Consider the following 15784-nt stretch of genomic DNA (forward strand, 5'->3'; position numbering starts at 1 on the left):
ACAAGGTAGCCGTAGGGGAACCTGCGGCTGGATCACCTCCTTAATCGACGACATCAGCTGCTTCATGAGCTCCCACACGAATTGCTTGATTCATGCGTTTGTAAAAGTGCAGAGCTAACTATTCGAATCGAATAATTAGCTCTGATCTTTTTCAGAGCCGTTCTTTAAAAATTTGGGTATGTGATAGAAAGATAGACTGAACGTTACTTTCACTGGTAACGGATCAGGCTAAGGTAAAATTTGTGAGTTCTCTTAGTTGAGAAATTCGAATTTTCGGCGAATGTCGTCTTCACAGTATAACCAGATTGCTTGGGGTTATATGGTCAAGTGAAGAAGCGCATACGGTGGATGCCTTGGCAGTCAGAGGCGATGAAAGACGTGGTAGCCTGCGAAAAGCTTCGGGGAGTCGGCAAACAGACTTTGATCCGGAGATGTCTGAATGGGGGAACCCAGCCATCATAAGATGGTTATCTTGTACTGAATACATAGGTGCAAGAGGCGAACCAGGGGAACTGAAACATCTAAGTACCCTGAGGAAAAGAAATCAACCGAGATTCCCTTAGTAGTGGCGAGCGAACGGGGACTAGCCCTTAAGTTGATTTGAGATTAGCGGAACGCTCTGGAAAGTGCGGCCATAGTGGGTGATAGCCCTGTACGCGAAAATCTCTTATCAATGAAATCGAGTAGGACGGAGCACGAGAAACTTTGTCTGAATATGGGGGGACCATCCTCCAAGGCTAAATACTACTGACTGACCGATAGTGAACTAGTACCGTGAGGGAAAGGCGAAAAGAACCCCGGAGAGGGGAGTGAAATAGATCCTGAAACCGTATGCGTACAAGCAGTGGGAGCAGACTTTGTTCTGTGACTGCGTACCTTTTGTATAATGGGTCAGCGACTTATTTTCAGTGGCGAGCTTAACCGAATAGGGGAGGCGTAGCGAAAGCGAGTCTTAATAGGGCGTCTAGTCGCTGGGAATAGACCCGAAACCGGGCGATCTATCCATGGGCAGGTTGAAGGTTGGGTAACACTAACTGGAGGACCGAACCGACTACCGTTGAAAAGTTAGCGGATGACCTGTGGATCGGAGTGAAAGGCTAATCAAGCTCGGAGATAGCTGGTTCTCCTCGAAAGCTATTTAGGTAGCGCCTCATGTATCACTGTAGGGGGTAGAGCACTGTTTCGGCTAGGGGGTCATCCCGACTTACCAAACCGATGCAAACTCCGAATACCTACAAGTGCCGAGCATGGGAGACACACGGCGGGTGCTAACGTCCGTCGTGAAAAGGGAAACAACCCAGACCGTCAGCTAAGGTCCCAAAGTTATGGTTAAGTGGGAAACGATGTGGGAAGGCTTAGACAGCTAGGAGGTTGGCTTAGAAGCAGCCACCCTTTAAAGAAAGCGTAATAGCTCACTAGTCGAGTCGGCCTGCGCGGAAGATGTAACGGGGCTCAAACCATACACCGAAGCTACGGGTATCATCTTCGGATGATGCGGTAGAGGAGCGTTCTGTAAGCCTGTGAAGGTGAGTTGAGAAGCTTGCTGGAGGTATCAGAAGTGCGAATGCTGACATGAGTAACGACAATGGGTGTGAAAAACACCCACGCCGAAAGACCAAGGTTTCCTGCGCAACGTTAATCGACGCAGGGTTAGTCGGTCCCTAAGGCGAGGCTGAAAAGCGTAGTCGATGGAAAACAGGTTAATATTCCTGTACTTCTGGTTATTGCGATGGAGGGACGGAGAAGGCTAGGCCAGCTTGGCGTTGGTTGTCCAAGTTTAAGGTGGTAGGCTGGAATCTTAGGTAAATCCGGGATTCTAAGGCCGAGAGCTGATGACGAGTTATCTTTTAGATGACGAAGTGGTTGATGCCATGCTTCCAAGAAAAGCTTCTAAGCTTCAGGTAACCAGGAACCGTACCCCAAACCGACACAGGTGGTTGGGTAGAGAATACCAAGGCGCTTGAGAGAACTCGGGTGAAGGAACTAGGCAAAATGGCACCGTAACTTCGGGAGAAGGTGCGCCGGTGAGGGTGAAGGACTTGCTCCGTAAGCTCATGCCGGTCGAAGATACCAGGCCGCTGCGACTGTTTATTAAAAACACAGCACTCTGCAAACACGAAAGTGGACGTATAGGGTGTGACGCCTGCCCGGTGCCGGAAGGTTAATTGATGGGGTTAGCTAACGCGAAGCTCTTGATCGAAGCCCCGGTAAACGGCGGCCGTAACTATAACGGTCCTAAGGTAGCGAAATTCCTTGTCGGGTAAGTTCCGACCTGCACGAATGGCGTAACGATGGCGGCGCTGTCTCCACCCGAGACTCAGTGAAATTGAAATCGCTGTGAAGATGCAGTGTATCCGCGGCTAGACGGAAAGACCCCGTGAACCTTTACTATAGCTTTGCACTGGACTTTGAATTTGCTTGTGTAGGATAGGTGGGAGGCTTTGAAGCGTGGACGCCAGTTCGCGTGGAGCCATCCTTGAAATACCACCCTGGCAACTTTGAGGTTCTAACTCAGGTCCGTTATCCGGATCGAGGACAGTGTATGGTGGGTAGTTTGACTGGGGCGGTCTCCTCCTAAAGAGTAACGGAGGAGTACGAAGGTGCGCTCAGACCGGTCGGAAATCGGTCGTAGAGTATAAAGGCAAAAGCGCGCTTGACTGCGAGACAGACACGTCGAGCAGGTACGAAAGTAGGTCTTAGTGATCCGGTGGTTCTGTATGGAAGGGCCATCGCTCAACGGATAAAAGGTACTCCGGGGATAACAGGCTGATACCGCCCAAGAGTTCATATCGACGGCGGTGTTTGGCACCTCGATGTCGGCTCATCACATCCTGGGGCTGAAGCCGGTCCCAAGGGTATGGCTGTTCGCCATTTAAAGTGGTACGCGAGCTGGGTTTAGAACGTCGTGAGACAGTTCGGTCCCTATCTGCCGTGGACGTTTGAGATTTGAGAGGGGCTGCTCCTAGTACGAGAGGACCGGAGTGGACGAACCTCTGGTGTTCCGGTTGTCACGCCAGTGGCATTGCCGGGTAGCTATGTTCGGGAAAGATAACCGCTGAAAGCATCTAAGCGGGAAACTTGCCTCAAGATGAGATCTCACTGGAACCTTGAGTTCCCTGAAGGGCCGTCGAAGACTACGACGTTGATAGGTTGGGTGTGTAAGCGCTGTGAGGCGTTGAGCTAACCAATACTAATTGCCCGTGAGGCTTGACCATATAACACCCAAGCAATTTGCGTCGAAGAGACCAGATTGCGGTGTGTGAAGACGAAACGAACCGAAAGTTTGATGTTCACAAACACCGAAAGCTGTCACATACCCAATTTGCTGAAGCGAGGCCATCTGGTCACGACTCAGTACCCGAATTTCTTGACGACCATAGAGCGTTGGAACCACCTGATCCCATCCCGAACTCAGCAGTGAAACGATGCATCGCCGATGGTAGTGTGGGGTTTCCCCATGTGAGAGTAGGTCATCGTCAAGATTAAATTCCGAAACCCCAATTGCGAAAGCAGTTGGGGTTTTGTTTGTCCTCGAAAAAAGCATCCTGAGACTTTGTACGGAGGTTGACCGTCAACCACGTTAGAGTAGATCCATGGTGACCATGGAATCAGCTCAGCCACACGGTAGCCCACCGCTTTGTAAGCCGCCTGGCGCTTATCCCGCATCCTCAGCAGTGCGACATTAGGGGTAGCCCCGTTTTCCTCTAAAAGCACCAGCGCAGCATCCAGGCAGTCACGTGGTGAGCCATTCTTTTTTCGACCTGACTGATCAATGATGTAATTGCTCTGAGTCTGCATTGGGCGCTGGATAACGATCCATTGCTTCACGTGCTTCAGACCGAGAGTGCCGCGCACATCCCAAAGGACAGTGGCAATGACGTGATTGGCAAGGCGCGAGGATTCGTTTTCGAAGTGATCTTCAATCAAGTCAACACTGAGTCGGCACGGTCGATGACGCAGGTGATGGCGTCGAAGGGTACACCGGCTTCTGCTTTTGGATTCACGCAAAGCAGGTCATCAGGCAGCGAGAACCTCAGGGCGTTGTTCATTGGGCACTGCCTGCGGTTTCGAGTGCGCGGGCTTTGGCCATGTGAGCGTTGTGACGGGAGAGGCGTGTAGCGAGGCTGGAGTTGGCGTGTAGAGCCGATTCGACGCAACACGGAGAAAGGGTGCATCAAAGCGTTGTTTTCAGTCTTGTGCTCATGCAGCCACCTGATCTCGTGCCTCGATACGGCTGCGCACCCACGCTTGAACCTCGGAAAGAGCCCAGGCGATACGAGCGCCGCGCGCGTTGCTGTTTTAAGTGCTTGGGTGGCTATATCGCGAGGTCGGCTTCCAGAGGCGTTTGTAGCGGAGCTGCCAGGATTTACCACCATCCGGTTTGACCCTGAAGAAGAGGCCGTTTCCGTCGAGATTGCGGCATTCCTTTGACTACGGCTCCAACCCCGTAAGTGTCGTGTCAGCGAGAGTGGTGCTTGATATCTGTGCGCTTCATCCTTGTATCCCAAAGTTCGGTATTTTTCTCAGGATGCAAGCAGGGATACAGCGCATAGGGAGAGAAAGGCATAAACAGACAGGCACAAAAAAACCGGCCAAGTGGCCGGTTTCTCTGGGTCTGAGAGTCTGGTAGAGACTTTCAGATACTGCTATATGGTGCCCCGAGGGAGACTCGAACTCCCACTCCTTTCGAAAACGGATTTTGAATCCGCCGCGTCTACCAATTCCGCCATCAGGGCTCAATGGCGGCGAAGTATAGAGAGGTCATTACCGTTGGTCAATCACGTTTCATGGTCAATTTTCGATATTTCCGCTAGACTTCCCGGCCCTGCTAGACGAACCCCATCATGCGCGTTGCTGACTTTACTTTCGAGCTCCCTGATTCGCTGATCGCCCGCCACCCTTTGGCCGAGCGTCGCGGTAGTCGCCTGTTGACCCTGGATGGGGTCAGCGGCGCCCTCGCACACCGTCAATTCACTGATTTGCTTGAGCATTTACGCCCGGGCGATTTGATGGTGTTCAACAATACCCGGGTGATTCCGGCGCGGCTGTTCGGGCAGAAAGCGTCCGGCGGCAAGCTGGAAATTCTCATCGAGCGGGTCCTCGATTCGCATCGCGTGCTGGCGCATGTGCGCTCCAGCAAGTCGCCGAAGCCGGGTTCGAAGATTCTCATCGACGGCGGTGGCGAAGCAGAGATGCTCGCTCGTCACGATGCGTTGTTCGAACTGGGGTTCGATGAAGAAGTCCTGCCGCTGCTTGATCGCGTCGGGCACATGCCGCTGCCTCCTTACATAGATCGCCCGGATGAAGGCTCGGATCGCGAGCGTTATCAGACCGTTTATGCCGAGCGCCTCGGCGCGGTGGCGGCACCGACGGCGGGACTGCATTTCGATCAGTCGCTGATGGAGGCGATTGCCGCCAAAGGCGTCGAGACTGCGTTCGTTACGTTGCACGTGGGCGCGGGTACATTCCAGCCAGTGCGCGTTGAGAAGCTTGAAGATCACCATATGCACTCCGAATGGCTGGAAGTCGGCCAGGATGTGGTTGATGCCGTCGCCGCTTGTCGTGCGCGTGGTGGTCGAGTGATTGCTGTCGGCACCACCAGCGTGCGTTCGCTGGAAAGTGCGGCGCGTGATGGCGTGCTCAAGCCGTTCAGTGGCGACACCGACATCTTTATCTACCCGGGCCGACCGTTCCATGTGGTCGACGCCCTGGTGACCAATTTCCATTTGCCGGAATCCACGCTGTTGATGCTGGTTTCGGCGTTTGCCGGTTATCCCGAAACCATGGCCGCTTACAAAGCCGCTGTCGAAAATGGATACCGCTTTTTCAGCTACGGTGATGCGATGTTCATCACCCGTAATCCAGCACCTACTGCCCCTAAACAAACAGGCCCAGAGGAAACAGAATGAGTCGCGAATGTCGCATGTCCTTTGAGCTCCTGGCCACCGATGGCAAGGCCCGTCGTGGTCGTCTGACTTTCCCGCGTGGCACCGTCGAGACCCCGGCCTTCATGCCGGTCGGTACTTACGGCACCGTCAAGGGCATGTTGCCGCGTGACATCGTCGCCACCGGCGCAGAGATCATTTTGGGCAACACCTTCCACCTGTGGCTGCGCCCAGGCACCGAAGTGATCAAGGCGCACGGCGACCTGCATGATTTCATGCAGTGGAAAGGCCCGATCCTGACCGACTCCGGCGGTTTCCAGGTGTTCAGTCTCGGCGCGATGCGCAAGATCAAGGAGGAGGGCGTGACCTTCGCCTCTCCGGTCGATGGCTCGAAAGTGTTCATGGGCCCGGAAGAATCGATGCAGGTTCAGCGCGATCTGGGCTCCGACATCGTAATGATCTTCGACGAATGCACGCCGTACCCGGCTGACGAAGACGTCGCTCGCGTATCGATGGAGCTGTCGCTGCGCTGGGCTCAGCGTTCGAAAAATGCCCACGGTGACAACACTGCGGCGCTGTTCGGTATCGTTCAGGGTGGCATGCACCAGGATCTGCGCATGCGGTCGCTGGAAGGCCTCGACAAAATCGGCTTTGACGGCCTGGCCATCGGCGGTCTGTCGGTGGGCGAACCCAAGCACGAGATGATCAAGGTGCTGGATTATCTGCCGGGCATGATGCCGGCTGACAAACCTCGTTACCTTATGGGCGTTGGCAAACCGGAAGATCTGGTTGAGGGTGTGCGCCGCGGTGTGGACATGTTCGATTGCGTGATGCCAACCCGTAATGCCCGCAACGGGCATCTGTTCATTGATACAGGCGTGCTGAAGATCCGTAACGCGTTCCATCGCCATGATGATTCGCCGCTCGATCCGACCTGCGATTGCTATACCTGCCAGAACTTCTCCCGCGCTTATCTGCATCACCTGGACAAGTGCGGCGAAATGCTGGGAAGCATGCTCAATACCATCCATAACTTGCGCCATTATCAGGTGCTCATGGCTGGTTTGCGCGAGGCTATTCAACAGGGTACATTGGCCGCCTTTGTCGATGCCTTCTACGCCAAACGCGGGCTCCCCGTTCCGCCTTTGGACTGAGTTTTCTGACCCCAAGATTCAACATTTGCAACTGGAGTGCTAAATGAGCTTTTTTATCTCTAACGCCATGGCTGACGCGGCTGCACCGGCTGCTGCCGGCCCAATGGGCGGCGGTTTCGAGTGGATTTTCCTGGTCGGCTTCCTGGTCATCTTCTACCTGATGATCTGGCGTCCACAGGCCAAGCGCGCCAAAGAGCAGAAGAACCTGCTGAGCAGCCTTGCGAAGGGCGACGAAGTGGTTACCACCGGCGGCATCGCCGGCAAGATCACCAAAGTGGCCGATGACTTCGTGGTTCTGGAAGTTTCCGACACCGTGGAAATGAAGTTCCAGAAAGGCGCCATCGCCGCCACGCTGCCAAAAGGCACGCTGAAAGCGATCTAAAGGTAACAACTTCTACTCAATCGACGGGGCGCGCAAGGCGCCCCGCGTCATAACGGGCGGCGTGATGCTGAACAAATACCCTCTGTGGAAATACATTCTGATCCTGGCGGTGCTGGCGGTCGGTCTGATTTATTCCGCTCCCAATCTTTACCCCGATGACCCGGCCATTCAGATCAGCGGCGCCAGCACGGCTCTGCAGGTCAATCAGGCCGATCTGGATCGCGTAAGTACCGCGCTTCACGAGTCCGGGATTAACGTCAAGGCAGCCACACTGGCGGCAAACGGCAAGGGCGGTCTGATCCGTCTGTCCAAGGCTGAAGATCAGCTGCCGGCCAAAGACGTTGTGCGCAAGGCATTGGGTGATGACTACGTCGTCGCGCTGAACCTGGCACAGACCACCCCGCAATGGCTGCGCAATCTGGGCGCGCACCCGATGAAGCTGGGTCTGGACTTGTCCGGTGGTGTGCACTTCCTGCTCGAAGTGGACATGGATAAAGCCCTCGATGCACGCCTGAAAGTCTACGAAGGCGACGTCAAGAGCCTGCTGCGCAAAGAGAAGCTGCGCTATCGCAGCCTGCCGCAACTGGGCGGTGCCATCCAGCTGGGCTTCGCTGATGAAGACAGCCGTGAACAGGCCCGTGCGCTGATTCGCAAGAACTTCAACGATTTCGACATTGTTCCGGCCGACCTCAACGGTCAACCGGTGCTGCGTCTGGCGATGACCCCGGCAAAGCTGGCGGAAATCCGTGAATACTCCATCAAGCAGAACTTGACCACGGTACGTAACCGCGTCAACGAACTGGGTGTTGCCGAACCGATCGTCCAGCGTCAGGGTGCCAACCGCATCGTGGTTGAGCTGCCGGGCGTGCAGGACACTGCCGAAGCCAAGCGTATTCTCGGCAAGACGGCCAACCTTGAGTTCCGTCTGGCAGCAGAGCCGGGCGCTTCGAAAGCCACTTCCGAAACCTTCGAGTTCCGTGAAGGCAAGCGTCCTCCTGCGCAGATCGAGCGTGGCCTGATCATCACCGGTGACCAGGTGACTGATGCCAAGGCCGGTTTCGGCGAGCACGGCACGCCTGAAGTGAACATCCGTCTGGATGGCCACGGTGGCGAGCTGATGAGTCGCGCAACCCGCTCCAATGTCGGTCGCAGCATGGCGGTGATCTTCATCGAGCAGCGTCCGGTCACCACTTACACCAAGCAAGTGGTTGATGGCGTCGAGAAAGACGTCGCTGTGCAGACGTTCAAGGAAGAGAAGAAGATCATCAGCCTTGCGACCATTCAGTCGCCGCTGGGTGCTCAGTTCCGTATCACTGGTCTGAACGGTCAGGGCGAATCGTCCGAGCTGGCGCTGCTGTTGCGTGCCGGTGGTCTGGCGGCACCGATGTACTTCGCTGAAGAGCGCACAATCGGCCCGAGCCTGGGTGCTGACAACATCACCAAAGGTATCGATGCGTCGCTGTGGGGCATGCTGTTCGTGTCGCTGTTCATCATCGCCATCTACCGCTTCTTCGGCATCATTGCCACCGTTGCACTGGCTGTGAACATGGTGCTGCTGTTGGCCCTGATGTCGCTGCTGGGTGCAACGCTGACCCTGCCGGGTATCGCCGGTATTGTTCTGACCATGGGTATGGCGGTCGACGCCAACGTGCTGATCTTCTCGCGGATCCGTGAAGAGATCGCCGCAGGCATGACCGTGCAGCGTGCAATCAACGAAGGCTTCGGCCGGGCATTCACCGCGATTCTCGACGCCAACCTGACAACATTGTTGGTCGGCGGCATTCTCTTTGCCATGGGCACCGGCCCGGTCAAAGGTTTCGCAGTGACCATGTCCCTCGGGATCTTTACCTCGATGTTCACGGCCATCATGGTGACCCGCGCAATGGTCAACCTGATCTTCGGCGGACGTGACTTCAAGAAGTTGTGGATTTAAGGGGCTGCCATGTTACGTACAATCAACTTCATGGGCGTTCGCAACTTCGCGTTCGGCGTCACAGTGTTTCTTACGGTGCTGGCTATTTTCAGCGTCTTCCACAAGGGCATGAACTGGGGTCTGGACTTCACCGGCGGTACGCTCATCGAGCTGACCTACGAGCGTCCGGCCGACGTCACCAAGGTGCGCGAGCAGTTGGTGAGTTCGGGTTATCACGAAGCGATCGTGCAGAGCTTCGGTGCGACTACCGATCTGCTGGTGCGGATGCCGGGTGAAGACCCGCAGTTGGGTCATCAAGTGGCGGAAGCGCTGCTGAAGGTCGGTGGCGACAACCCGGCGACGGTCAAGCGAGTCGAGTTCGTCGGCCCACAGGTCGGTGAGGAGCTTCGCGACCAGGGCGGCCTCGGCATGCTGCTGGCGCTCGGCGGCATCCTGATCTACCTGGCTTTCCGCTTTCAGTGGAAATTCGCGGTCGGCGCCATCGTTTCGCTGATCCACGACGTGATTGTGACCATCGGTATTCTGTCGTTCTTCCAGATCACCTTCGACCTGACGGTGTTGGCGGCGGTACTGGCGATCATTGGTTACTCGCTGAACGACACCATCGTCGTTTTCGACCGGGTGCGTGAGAACTTCCGTGTGCTGCGCAAGGCTACGCTGATCGAGAACATCAACATCTCGACCACCCAGACCCTGCTGCGGACCATGGCGACTTCGATCTCCACCTTGCTGGCGATCGCGGCGCTGCTGTTCTTCGGTGGCGACAACCTGTTCGGCTTCTCCATCGCCCTGTTCATCGGTGTTCTGGCGGGTACTTACTCGTCGATCTACATCGCGAACGTGGTGTTGATCTGGCTGAACCTGAGCACTGAAGACCTGATTCCACCGGCCAACACCGAAAAGGAAATCGACGACCGCCCATAACGGCCATCGTTTTCCCGGTTGTCAGTCGAAAAAGGCGCGAGTTGAACTCGCGCCTTTTTTTATGCTCCAAGGCTGGGAGAAGCGCGGGCGCGTCCCGCATGTGATGGTCAGGAGGTTCATGTGAACAAGTCGTTGCTGGTTGGTGCGGTATTGGGTGCTGTCGGTGTGACTGCCGGGGGTGCTGTTGCCACCTACAGCCTGGTTAAAAGCGGCCCTGAGTATGCGCAAGTGTTGGCCGTCGAACCGGTCAAGACACAGATCAAGACTCCACGTGAAGTGTGCAAGGACGTGGCGGTAACCCGGCAGAAACCGGTCCAGGATCAACACCAGATCCTCGGTACTGCCATTGGTGCGGTAGCAGGTGGTTTGTTGGGTAACCAGATCGGCGGCGGCACCGGCAAGAAAATTGCCACGGTGGCTGGTGCGGTTGGTGGCGGTTATGCCGGTAACAAGGTTCAGGAAGGCATGCAGAACCGCGATACCTACACCACGACTCAGACTCGCTGTAACACAGTGAATGACATCAGTGACAAGGTTGTAGGTTACGATGTGCGTTATTCGCTGGACGGCAAGGAAGGCAAAGTGCGCATGGATCGTGATCCGGGCAACCAGATTCCGGTCGACAAGGAAGGTAAGTTGATCCTGTCGCAGAATGAGCCGGGTCAGTAATCTGGTGAGTGTTTAAAAGAAAGCACCCTAAGGGGTGCTTTTTTGTGCCTGAGATTCAAGCCCACCACAAATCCCCTGTAGGAGTGAGCCTGCTCGCGATAGCGATGTATTGGTCAGCATCATTGTTGACTGATACACCGCTATCGCGAGCAGGCTCACTCCTACACTGGTTCGGCAGTGCTCTTTCAGGCATAAAAAAAGCACCCCGCAGGGTGCTTTTTTCGTTTCGCCAGAAGCTTAGCGCTTCAGCGAAGCCGGCAGGTGCGGCTGGATCGCCGTCAGGACTGCCTTGAAGCATTTGGTGTTGCCGGCAACGATATGGCCTTTTTCAAGGAAATCGTGACCACCAGTGAAGTCGCTCACCAGGCCGCCAGCTTCTTGAATCAACAGGGCGCCCGCAGCCATGTCCCACTCGGACAGGCCCGACTCCCAGAACGCGTCAAAACGACCGGCAGCGACATAGGCCAGGTCCAGGCTTGCCGAGCCGGCGCGGCGGATGCCGGCAGTCTGGCCAACCAGGGCGCGGAACATGCCCAGGTAGTTGTCGAGGTTGTCCATCTGGTCGTCACGGAACGGGAAGCCAGTACCCAGCAGTGCGCCGTCGAGGCTGGTACGACCGCTGACGCGCAGACGACGACCGTTCAGTTGGGCGCCACGACCACGGCTGGCAGTGAACTCTTCCTGGCGAACCGGATCCAGAACAACTGCGTGCTCCAGACGACCGCGGTATTTGCAGGCAATGCTGACAGCGAAGTGAGGAATGCCGCGCAGGAAGTTGGTGGTGCCGTCCAGTGGATCGATGATCCACAGGTACTCTTCGCCTTCGATGCCGGTGCCGGCGTGCAGGCCAGTCTCTTCACCCTGGATCGAGTGATTCGGGTAAGCCTTGCGCAGGGCATCGATGATTTTCTGTTCTGCGGCGCGATCAACCTCGGATACGTAATCCTTGGCGTCTTTTTCGTCGACCTTGATGGTATCCAGGCGCTCGATGGAGCGGAAGATCAGTTCACTGGCGCTGCGGGCGGCGCGCAGCGCGATATTCAGCATGGGCTGCATGGATGTGTCACCTAAGGTTGTTAAAGAAAGCCGCGCATTCTATCAGAACTTTTCTTCAGGTGAAGGACGCTGTTCGCTTTCATAGCTTAACGGTAGGCTGTTCTGTAAGATTTGCACCCCTTTCCTGTGTCCGAGAGCGCCTCCCTTGCTGCAGAATATTCGTGTCGTCCTGGTCAATACCAGCCACCCCGGCAACATCGGCGGGGCCGCGCGCGCCATGAAAAACATGGGTCTGTCGCGGCTGGTGCTGGTCGAACCGCGGTTATTTCCGCATCACGAAGCCGATGCTCGTGCTTCCGGTGCCGGTGACATCCTTGAAAACGCGCAAGTCGTCGCCACTCTGGAAGATGCCTTGGTCGGCTGCAATCTGGTGCTCGGCACCAGCGCCCGTGACCGCCGTATTCCCTGGCCACTGCTGGATCCGCGTGAATGCGGCAGCAAAGTGGTCGAGGAGGCCGGGCAGGGCGCGGAAATCGCCCTGGTGTTCGGCCGTGAAGATTCCGGCCTGACCAATGACGAGCTGCAGCGATGTCACTTTCACGTGCACATCCCCTCTGACCCGGAATTCAGTTCGCTGAATCTCGGGGCGGCGGTGCAAGTGTTGAGCTATGAAGTGCGCATGGCCTGGCTGGCAGCACAAGGTCAGCCGACCAAGATCGAGAAAGAAGAAGTGGCCTCGGTGAAAAGCGCCGAACTGGCGACCATGGATGAGCTGGAGCGATTCTATGAGCATCTGGAGCAGACGCTGGTTGCCATCGAATTCCTCGATCCGGAAAAACCACGACACTTGATGGCGCGCCTGCGCCGGTTGTACGGACGCAGCTCGGTCAGCCGGGCGGAAATGAATATTTTGCGTGGCATCCTCACGGAAACCCAAAAAGCGGCCCGTGGTGAGCTTCTTAAGCGGAAGGACTAAATGATGTTTGAGCGTTTGCGTGAAGATATCCAAAGCGTATTCCATCGAGACCCGGCGGCGCGTAACGCTTTTGAAGTCCTGACCTGCTACCCCGGCATGCATGCGATCTGGATTCATCGATTGGCGGGCATGCTCTGGCGCAACGAGCTGAAATGGCTGGCGCGACTGGTGTCGAACTTCGGTCGCTGGTTGACCGGGATCGAGATTCATCCGGGGGCGAAAGTCGGTCGACGCTTCTTTATTGACCACGGCATGGGCATCGTCATTGGCGAAACCGCCGAAATTGGCGATGACGTGACCATCTATCAAGGCGTGACCCTGGGGGGTACCAGCTGGAATAAAGGCAAGCGCCATCCAACGCTGGGTGATGGTGTCGTCGTCGGTGCTGGCGCCAAGGTGTTGGGGCCGTTCACTGTCGGTGCGGGTGCCAAGGTCGGTTCTAACGCGGTGGTGACCAAAGAAGTGCCGCCGGGCGCTACGGTCGTGGGTATTCCGGGGCGAATCATCGTCAAGTCCGATGAGGAGCAGGATGCCAAGCGCAAGGCCATGGCCGAGAAAATCGGCTTCGACGCCTATGGTGTCAGCGAAGATATGCCTGACCCGGTGGCGCGCGCGATCGGCCAGTTGCTCGATCACCTGCAAGCGGTGGACGGGCGTCTGGAGGGGATGTGCGGCGCGTTGAAGGATCTGGGCAGCAATTACTGTGCGAAAGATCTGCCTGAGTTGCGTGAAGAAGACTTCGCCTGCGTCAAAGGCAAGGATCAAAGCAAGGCCAGTTAAACCGCGCTATTTCTTCGCGAGCAGGCTCGCTCCCACATTGGAATGCGTTCTCCTGTGGGAGCGAGCCTGCTCGCGAAGAGCGATAACTCGCAATCACTGGCTGTACGCCGCCAGCCTTTGCTATGATGCGCGCGCTCTTTTGTGGGTAAACCCGACTAAAGCACTAGGTCTTATAGTTGACTTAAATGCTCGGGAATTGCATACTCCCGCCCATTCCGAACTCCGTGGTAACTGTCCATGCGACTGACTACAAAAGGCCGATACGCCGTGACCGCCATGCTTGACCTGGCGTTGCACGCGCAGCACGGGCCCGTGTCCCTGGCCGATATCTCCGAGCGCCAAGGCATCTCCCTGTCCTATCTCGAACAGCTTTTCGCCAAGCTGCGCCGCAGTAACCTGGTTTCCAGTGTTCGCGGCCCCGGTGGTGGTTACCAGCTGTCTCGCGACATGCAGGGCATCCAGGTGGCGCAGGTGATCGATGCGGTCAACGAATCGGTCGATGCGACCAAGTGCCAGGGCCAGGGCGATTGCCATTCCGGCGACACCTGCCTGACCCATCATCTGTGGTGCGACTTGAGCCTGCAGATTCACGAATTTCTCAGCGGTATCAGCTTGGCTGACCTTGTGACTCGCCGTGAGGTACAAGAAGTAGCCCAGCGTCAGGATCAGCGTCGTTGCAATGGCAAGGCGCCGCGCCTGGACAAGATTGAAGCGTCCGCCGTCGAATGACAGCCAAAGAGCTAGCGGCACGCCAGCCAGCCTGATTTAGGAGATAGTCCATGAAATTGCCGATTTACCTTGATTACTCTGCGACCACCCCGGTCGATCCGCGCGTTGCGCAAAAAATGAGTGAATGCCTGCTGGTCGACGGAAACTTCGGTAACCCGGCGTCCCGTTCCCACGTGTTCGGCTGGAAAGCTGAAGAGTCCGTCGAAAACGCCCGTCGTCAGGTGGCCGATCTGGTCAATGCCGATCCGCGCGAAATCGTCTGGACTTCCGGTGCCACCGAGTCCGACAACCTGGCAATCAAGGGTGCGGCACATTTCTACGCCTCCAAGGGCAAGCACCTGATCACCACCAAGATTGAGCACAAGGCTGTCCTCGACACCATGCGCCAACTGGAGCGTGAAGGTTTCGAAGTGACCTACCTCGAGCCTCAGACCGACGGTCTGATCACCCCGGCGATGATCGAAGCTGCACTGCGCGAAGACACCATTCTGGTGTCGGTCATGCACGTGAACAACGAAATCGGCACCGTCAATGACATCGCCGCCATCGGCGAGTTGTTGCGTTCCAAAGGCATCCTGTTCCACGTTGACGCCGCTCAGTCCACTGGCAAGGTCGACATTGACCTGCAGAAGCTGAAAGTCGACATGATGTCGTTCTCTGCTCACAAAACCTACGGCCCTAAAGGCATCGGCGCGCTGTACGTAAGCCGCAAGCCGCGTGTGCGCATCGAAGCGACCATGCACGGCGGCGGTCACGAACGTGGCATGCGTTCCGGCACCCTGGCGACTCACCAGATCGTCGGCATGGGCGAAGCATTCCGTGTAGCCAAGGAAGACATGGCTGCCGAAAACGTCCGCATCAAAGCCTTGAGCGACCGTTTCTACAAGCAGGTCGAGCATCTGGAAGAGCTGTACGTCAACGGCAGTCTGACCGCCCGCGTTCCGCACAACCTGAACCTTAGCTTCAACTACGTTGAAGGCGAGTCGCTGATCATGGCACTCAAGGATCTGGCGGTATCGTCCGGTTCGGCCTGCACCTCGGCATCGCTGGAGCCTTCGTACGTACTGCGCGCCCTGGGCCGCAACGACGAACTGGCACACAGCTCGATCCGCTTCACCTTCGGTCGTTTCACCACCGAAGAAGAAATCGATTACGCCGCGCAGAAAGTTTGCGAGGCCGTTACCAAGCTGCGCGCTTTGTCGCCGCTGTGGGACATGTACAAAGACGGCGTCGATATCTCGAAGATCGAGTGGGCGGCACACTAAATATAGAAGCCGCCAGATACAGATCCTGTAGCGACGCGGCGACTGACGCAGCGCAGTTGCAGGGTCTCAAGAGCGGCCCTGATGAGTGAGG

11 protein-coding genes, 1 tRNA gene, 3 rRNA genes and 2 pseudogenes (1 of these 17 only partly in view) are annotated in these 15784 nt (G+C 56.5%); 13 read left to right on the forward strand and 4 right to left on the reverse strand.

The window, feature by feature from the left end; all coding sequences use genetic code 11:
- The 3 genes from JFT86_RS12380 to rrf form a co-directional block, all read left to right on the forward strand.
- Nucleotides 1–43: ribosomal RNA gene (locus JFT86_RS12380) — 16S ribosomal RNA — on the forward strand (it extends 1494 nt beyond the left edge of the window).
- Nucleotides 44–321: 278 nt separating this feature from the next.
- Nucleotides 322–3215 (forward strand): 23S ribosomal RNA (locus JFT86_RS12385).
- Nucleotides 3216–3366: 151 nt separating this feature from the next.
- Nucleotides 3367–3482, forward strand: a 5S ribosomal RNA gene (gene rrf, locus JFT86_RS12390).
- Together the 16S, 23S and 5S rRNA genes form the textbook arrangement of a ribosomal RNA operon.
- 352 nt (nucleotides 3483–3834) lie before the next feature.
- On the opposite strand, the pseudogene JFT86_RS29380 reads toward rrf, so the two are convergent.
- The 3 genes and pseudogenes from JFT86_RS29380 to JFT86_RS12400 form a co-directional block, all read right to left on the reverse strand.
- A pseudogene (locus JFT86_RS29380) lies at nucleotides 3835–4049 on the reverse strand (hypothetical protein); the annotation flags it as partial.
- 292 nt (nucleotides 4050–4341) lie between these two features.
- Nucleotides 4342–4495: pseudogene (locus JFT86_RS29225) on the reverse strand (Arm DNA-binding domain-containing protein); the annotation flags it as partial.
- Nucleotides 4496–4651: 156 nt separating this feature from the next.
- Nucleotides 4652–4736: transfer RNA gene (locus JFT86_RS12400), tRNA-Leu, on the reverse strand.
- Nucleotides 4737–4844: 108 nt separating this feature from the next.
- On the opposite strand from JFT86_RS12400, the gene queA reads away from it, so the two are divergent.
- The 6 genes from queA to JFT86_RS12430 all read left to right on the forward strand — a co-directional run bounded on the left by queA (nucleotide 4845) and on the right by JFT86_RS12430 (nucleotide 10947).
- Nucleotides 4845–5909 carry a tRNA preQ1(34) S-adenosylmethionine ribosyltransferase-isomerase QueA gene (gene queA, locus JFT86_RS12405; protein WP_201236909.1) on the forward strand — a complete coding sequence of 355 codons (1065 nt, stop codon included), beginning with the start codon at nucleotides 4845–4847 and terminating at the stop codon, nucleotides 5907–5909.
- Nucleotides 5910–5923: 14 nt separating this feature from the next.
- Nucleotides 5924–7039 carry a tRNA guanosine(34) transglycosylase Tgt gene (gene tgt / locus JFT86_RS12410; protein ID WP_178082149.1) on the forward strand — a complete coding sequence of 372 codons (1116 nt, stop codon included), beginning with the start codon at nucleotides 5924–5926 and terminating at the stop codon, nucleotides 7037–7039.
- Nucleotides 7040–7082: 43 nt separating this feature from the next.
- A complete protein-coding gene (yajC, locus tag JFT86_RS12415) occupies nucleotides 7083–7421 on the forward strand; it encodes a preprotein translocase subunit YajC (protein ID WP_003227923.1) in 339 nt (112 codons plus the stop codon).
- A gap of 64 nt (nucleotides 7422–7485) precedes the next feature.
- On the forward strand, nucleotides 7486–9354 hold the full coding sequence (gene secD / locus JFT86_RS12420) for a protein translocase subunit SecD (protein ID WP_201236910.1): 1869 nt from the start codon (nucleotides 7486–7488) through the stop codon (nucleotides 9352–9354).
- A gap of 9 nt (nucleotides 9355–9363) precedes the next feature.
- Nucleotides 9364–10278, forward strand: a complete 915-nt coding sequence (gene secF / locus JFT86_RS12425) for a protein translocase subunit SecF (protein ID WP_201236911.1) — start codon at nucleotides 9364–9366, stop codon at nucleotides 10276–10278.
- Nucleotides 10279–10398: 120 nt separating this feature from the next.
- On the forward strand, nucleotides 10399–10947 hold the full coding sequence (locus tag JFT86_RS12430; protein WP_201236912.1) for a glycine zipper 2TM domain-containing protein: 549 nt from the start codon (nucleotides 10399–10401) through the stop codon (nucleotides 10945–10947).
- Between the two features lie 237 nt (nucleotides 10948–11184).
- On the opposite strand, the gene suhB is transcribed toward JFT86_RS12430, so the two are convergent.
- Entirely contained in the window at nucleotides 11185–12003 is an 819-nt protein-coding gene (suhB, locus tag JFT86_RS12435; RefSeq protein WP_016773320.1) for an inositol-phosphate phosphatase, read from the reverse strand.
- Between the two features lie 145 nt (nucleotides 12004–12148).
- Between suhB and trmJ the strand changes: the two genes are divergently transcribed.
- From trmJ to JFT86_RS12455, 4 genes are all read left to right on the forward strand, one after another.
- Complete coding sequence (trmJ, locus tag JFT86_RS12440; protein ID WP_025109223.1) at nucleotides 12149–12919, forward strand: tRNA (cytosine(32)/uridine(32)-2'-O)-methyltransferase TrmJ; 771 nt, start codon at nucleotides 12149–12151, stop codon at nucleotides 12917–12919.
- 3 nt (nucleotides 12920–12922) lie between these two features.
- Entirely contained in the window at nucleotides 12923–13699 is a 777-nt protein-coding gene (cysE, locus tag JFT86_RS12445) for a serine O-acetyltransferase (protein WP_201236913.1), read from the forward strand.
- Between the two features lie 237 nt (nucleotides 13700–13936).
- On the forward strand, nucleotides 13937–14428 hold the full coding sequence (gene iscR, locus JFT86_RS12450) for a Fe-S cluster assembly transcriptional regulator IscR (RefSeq protein ID WP_007956690.1): 492 nt from the start codon (nucleotides 13937–13939) through the stop codon (nucleotides 14426–14428).
- A 50-nt stretch (nucleotides 14429–14478) separates the two neighbouring features.
- Nucleotides 14479–15693, forward strand: coding sequence for an IscS subfamily cysteine desulfurase (locus JFT86_RS12455; RefSeq protein WP_201236914.1), 1215 nt, complete (start codon nucleotides 14479–14481; stop codon nucleotides 15691–15693).
- Nucleotides 15694–15784 lie beyond the last annotated feature (91 nt).

Source organism: Pseudomonas sp. TH06 (assembly GCF_016651305.1).
Classification (GTDB): domain Bacteria; phylum Pseudomonadota; class Gammaproteobacteria; order Pseudomonadales; family Pseudomonadaceae; genus Aquipseudomonas.

Excerpts from the sequence above, each read along its gene's own strand:
- queA (WP_201236909.1), top strand. The coding sequence starts at position 4,845 with ATGCGCGTTGCTGACTTTACTTTCGAGCTCCCTGATTCGCTGATCGCC.
- tgt (WP_178082149.1), top strand. The coding sequence starts at position 5,924 with ATGTCCTTTGAGCTCCTGGCCACCGATGGCAAGGCCCGTCGTGGTCGT.
- yajC (WP_003227923.1), top strand. The coding sequence starts at position 7,083 with ATGAGCTTTTTTATCTCTAACGCCATGGCTGACGCGGCTGCACCGGCT.
- secD (WP_201236910.1), top strand. The coding sequence starts at position 7,486 with ATGCTGAACAAATACCCTCTGTGGAAATACATTCTGATCCTGGCGGTG.
- secF (WP_201236911.1), top strand. The coding sequence starts at position 9,364 with ATGTTACGTACAATCAACTTCATGGGCGTTCGCAACTTCGCGTTCGGC.
- suhB (WP_016773320.1), bottom strand. The coding sequence starts at position 12,003 with ATGCAGCCCATGCTGAATATCGCGCTGCGCGCCGCCCGCAGCGCCAGT.
- cysE (WP_201236913.1), top strand. The coding sequence starts at position 12,923 with ATGTTTGAGCGTTTGCGTGAAGATATCCAAAGCGTATTCCATCGAGAC.
- iscR (WP_007956690.1), top strand. The coding sequence starts at position 13,937 with ATGCGACTGACTACAAAAGGCCGATACGCCGTGACCGCCATGCTTGAC.
- JFT86_RS12455 (WP_201236914.1), top strand. The coding sequence starts at position 14,479 with ATGAAATTGCCGATTTACCTTGATTACTCTGCGACCACCCCGGTCGAT.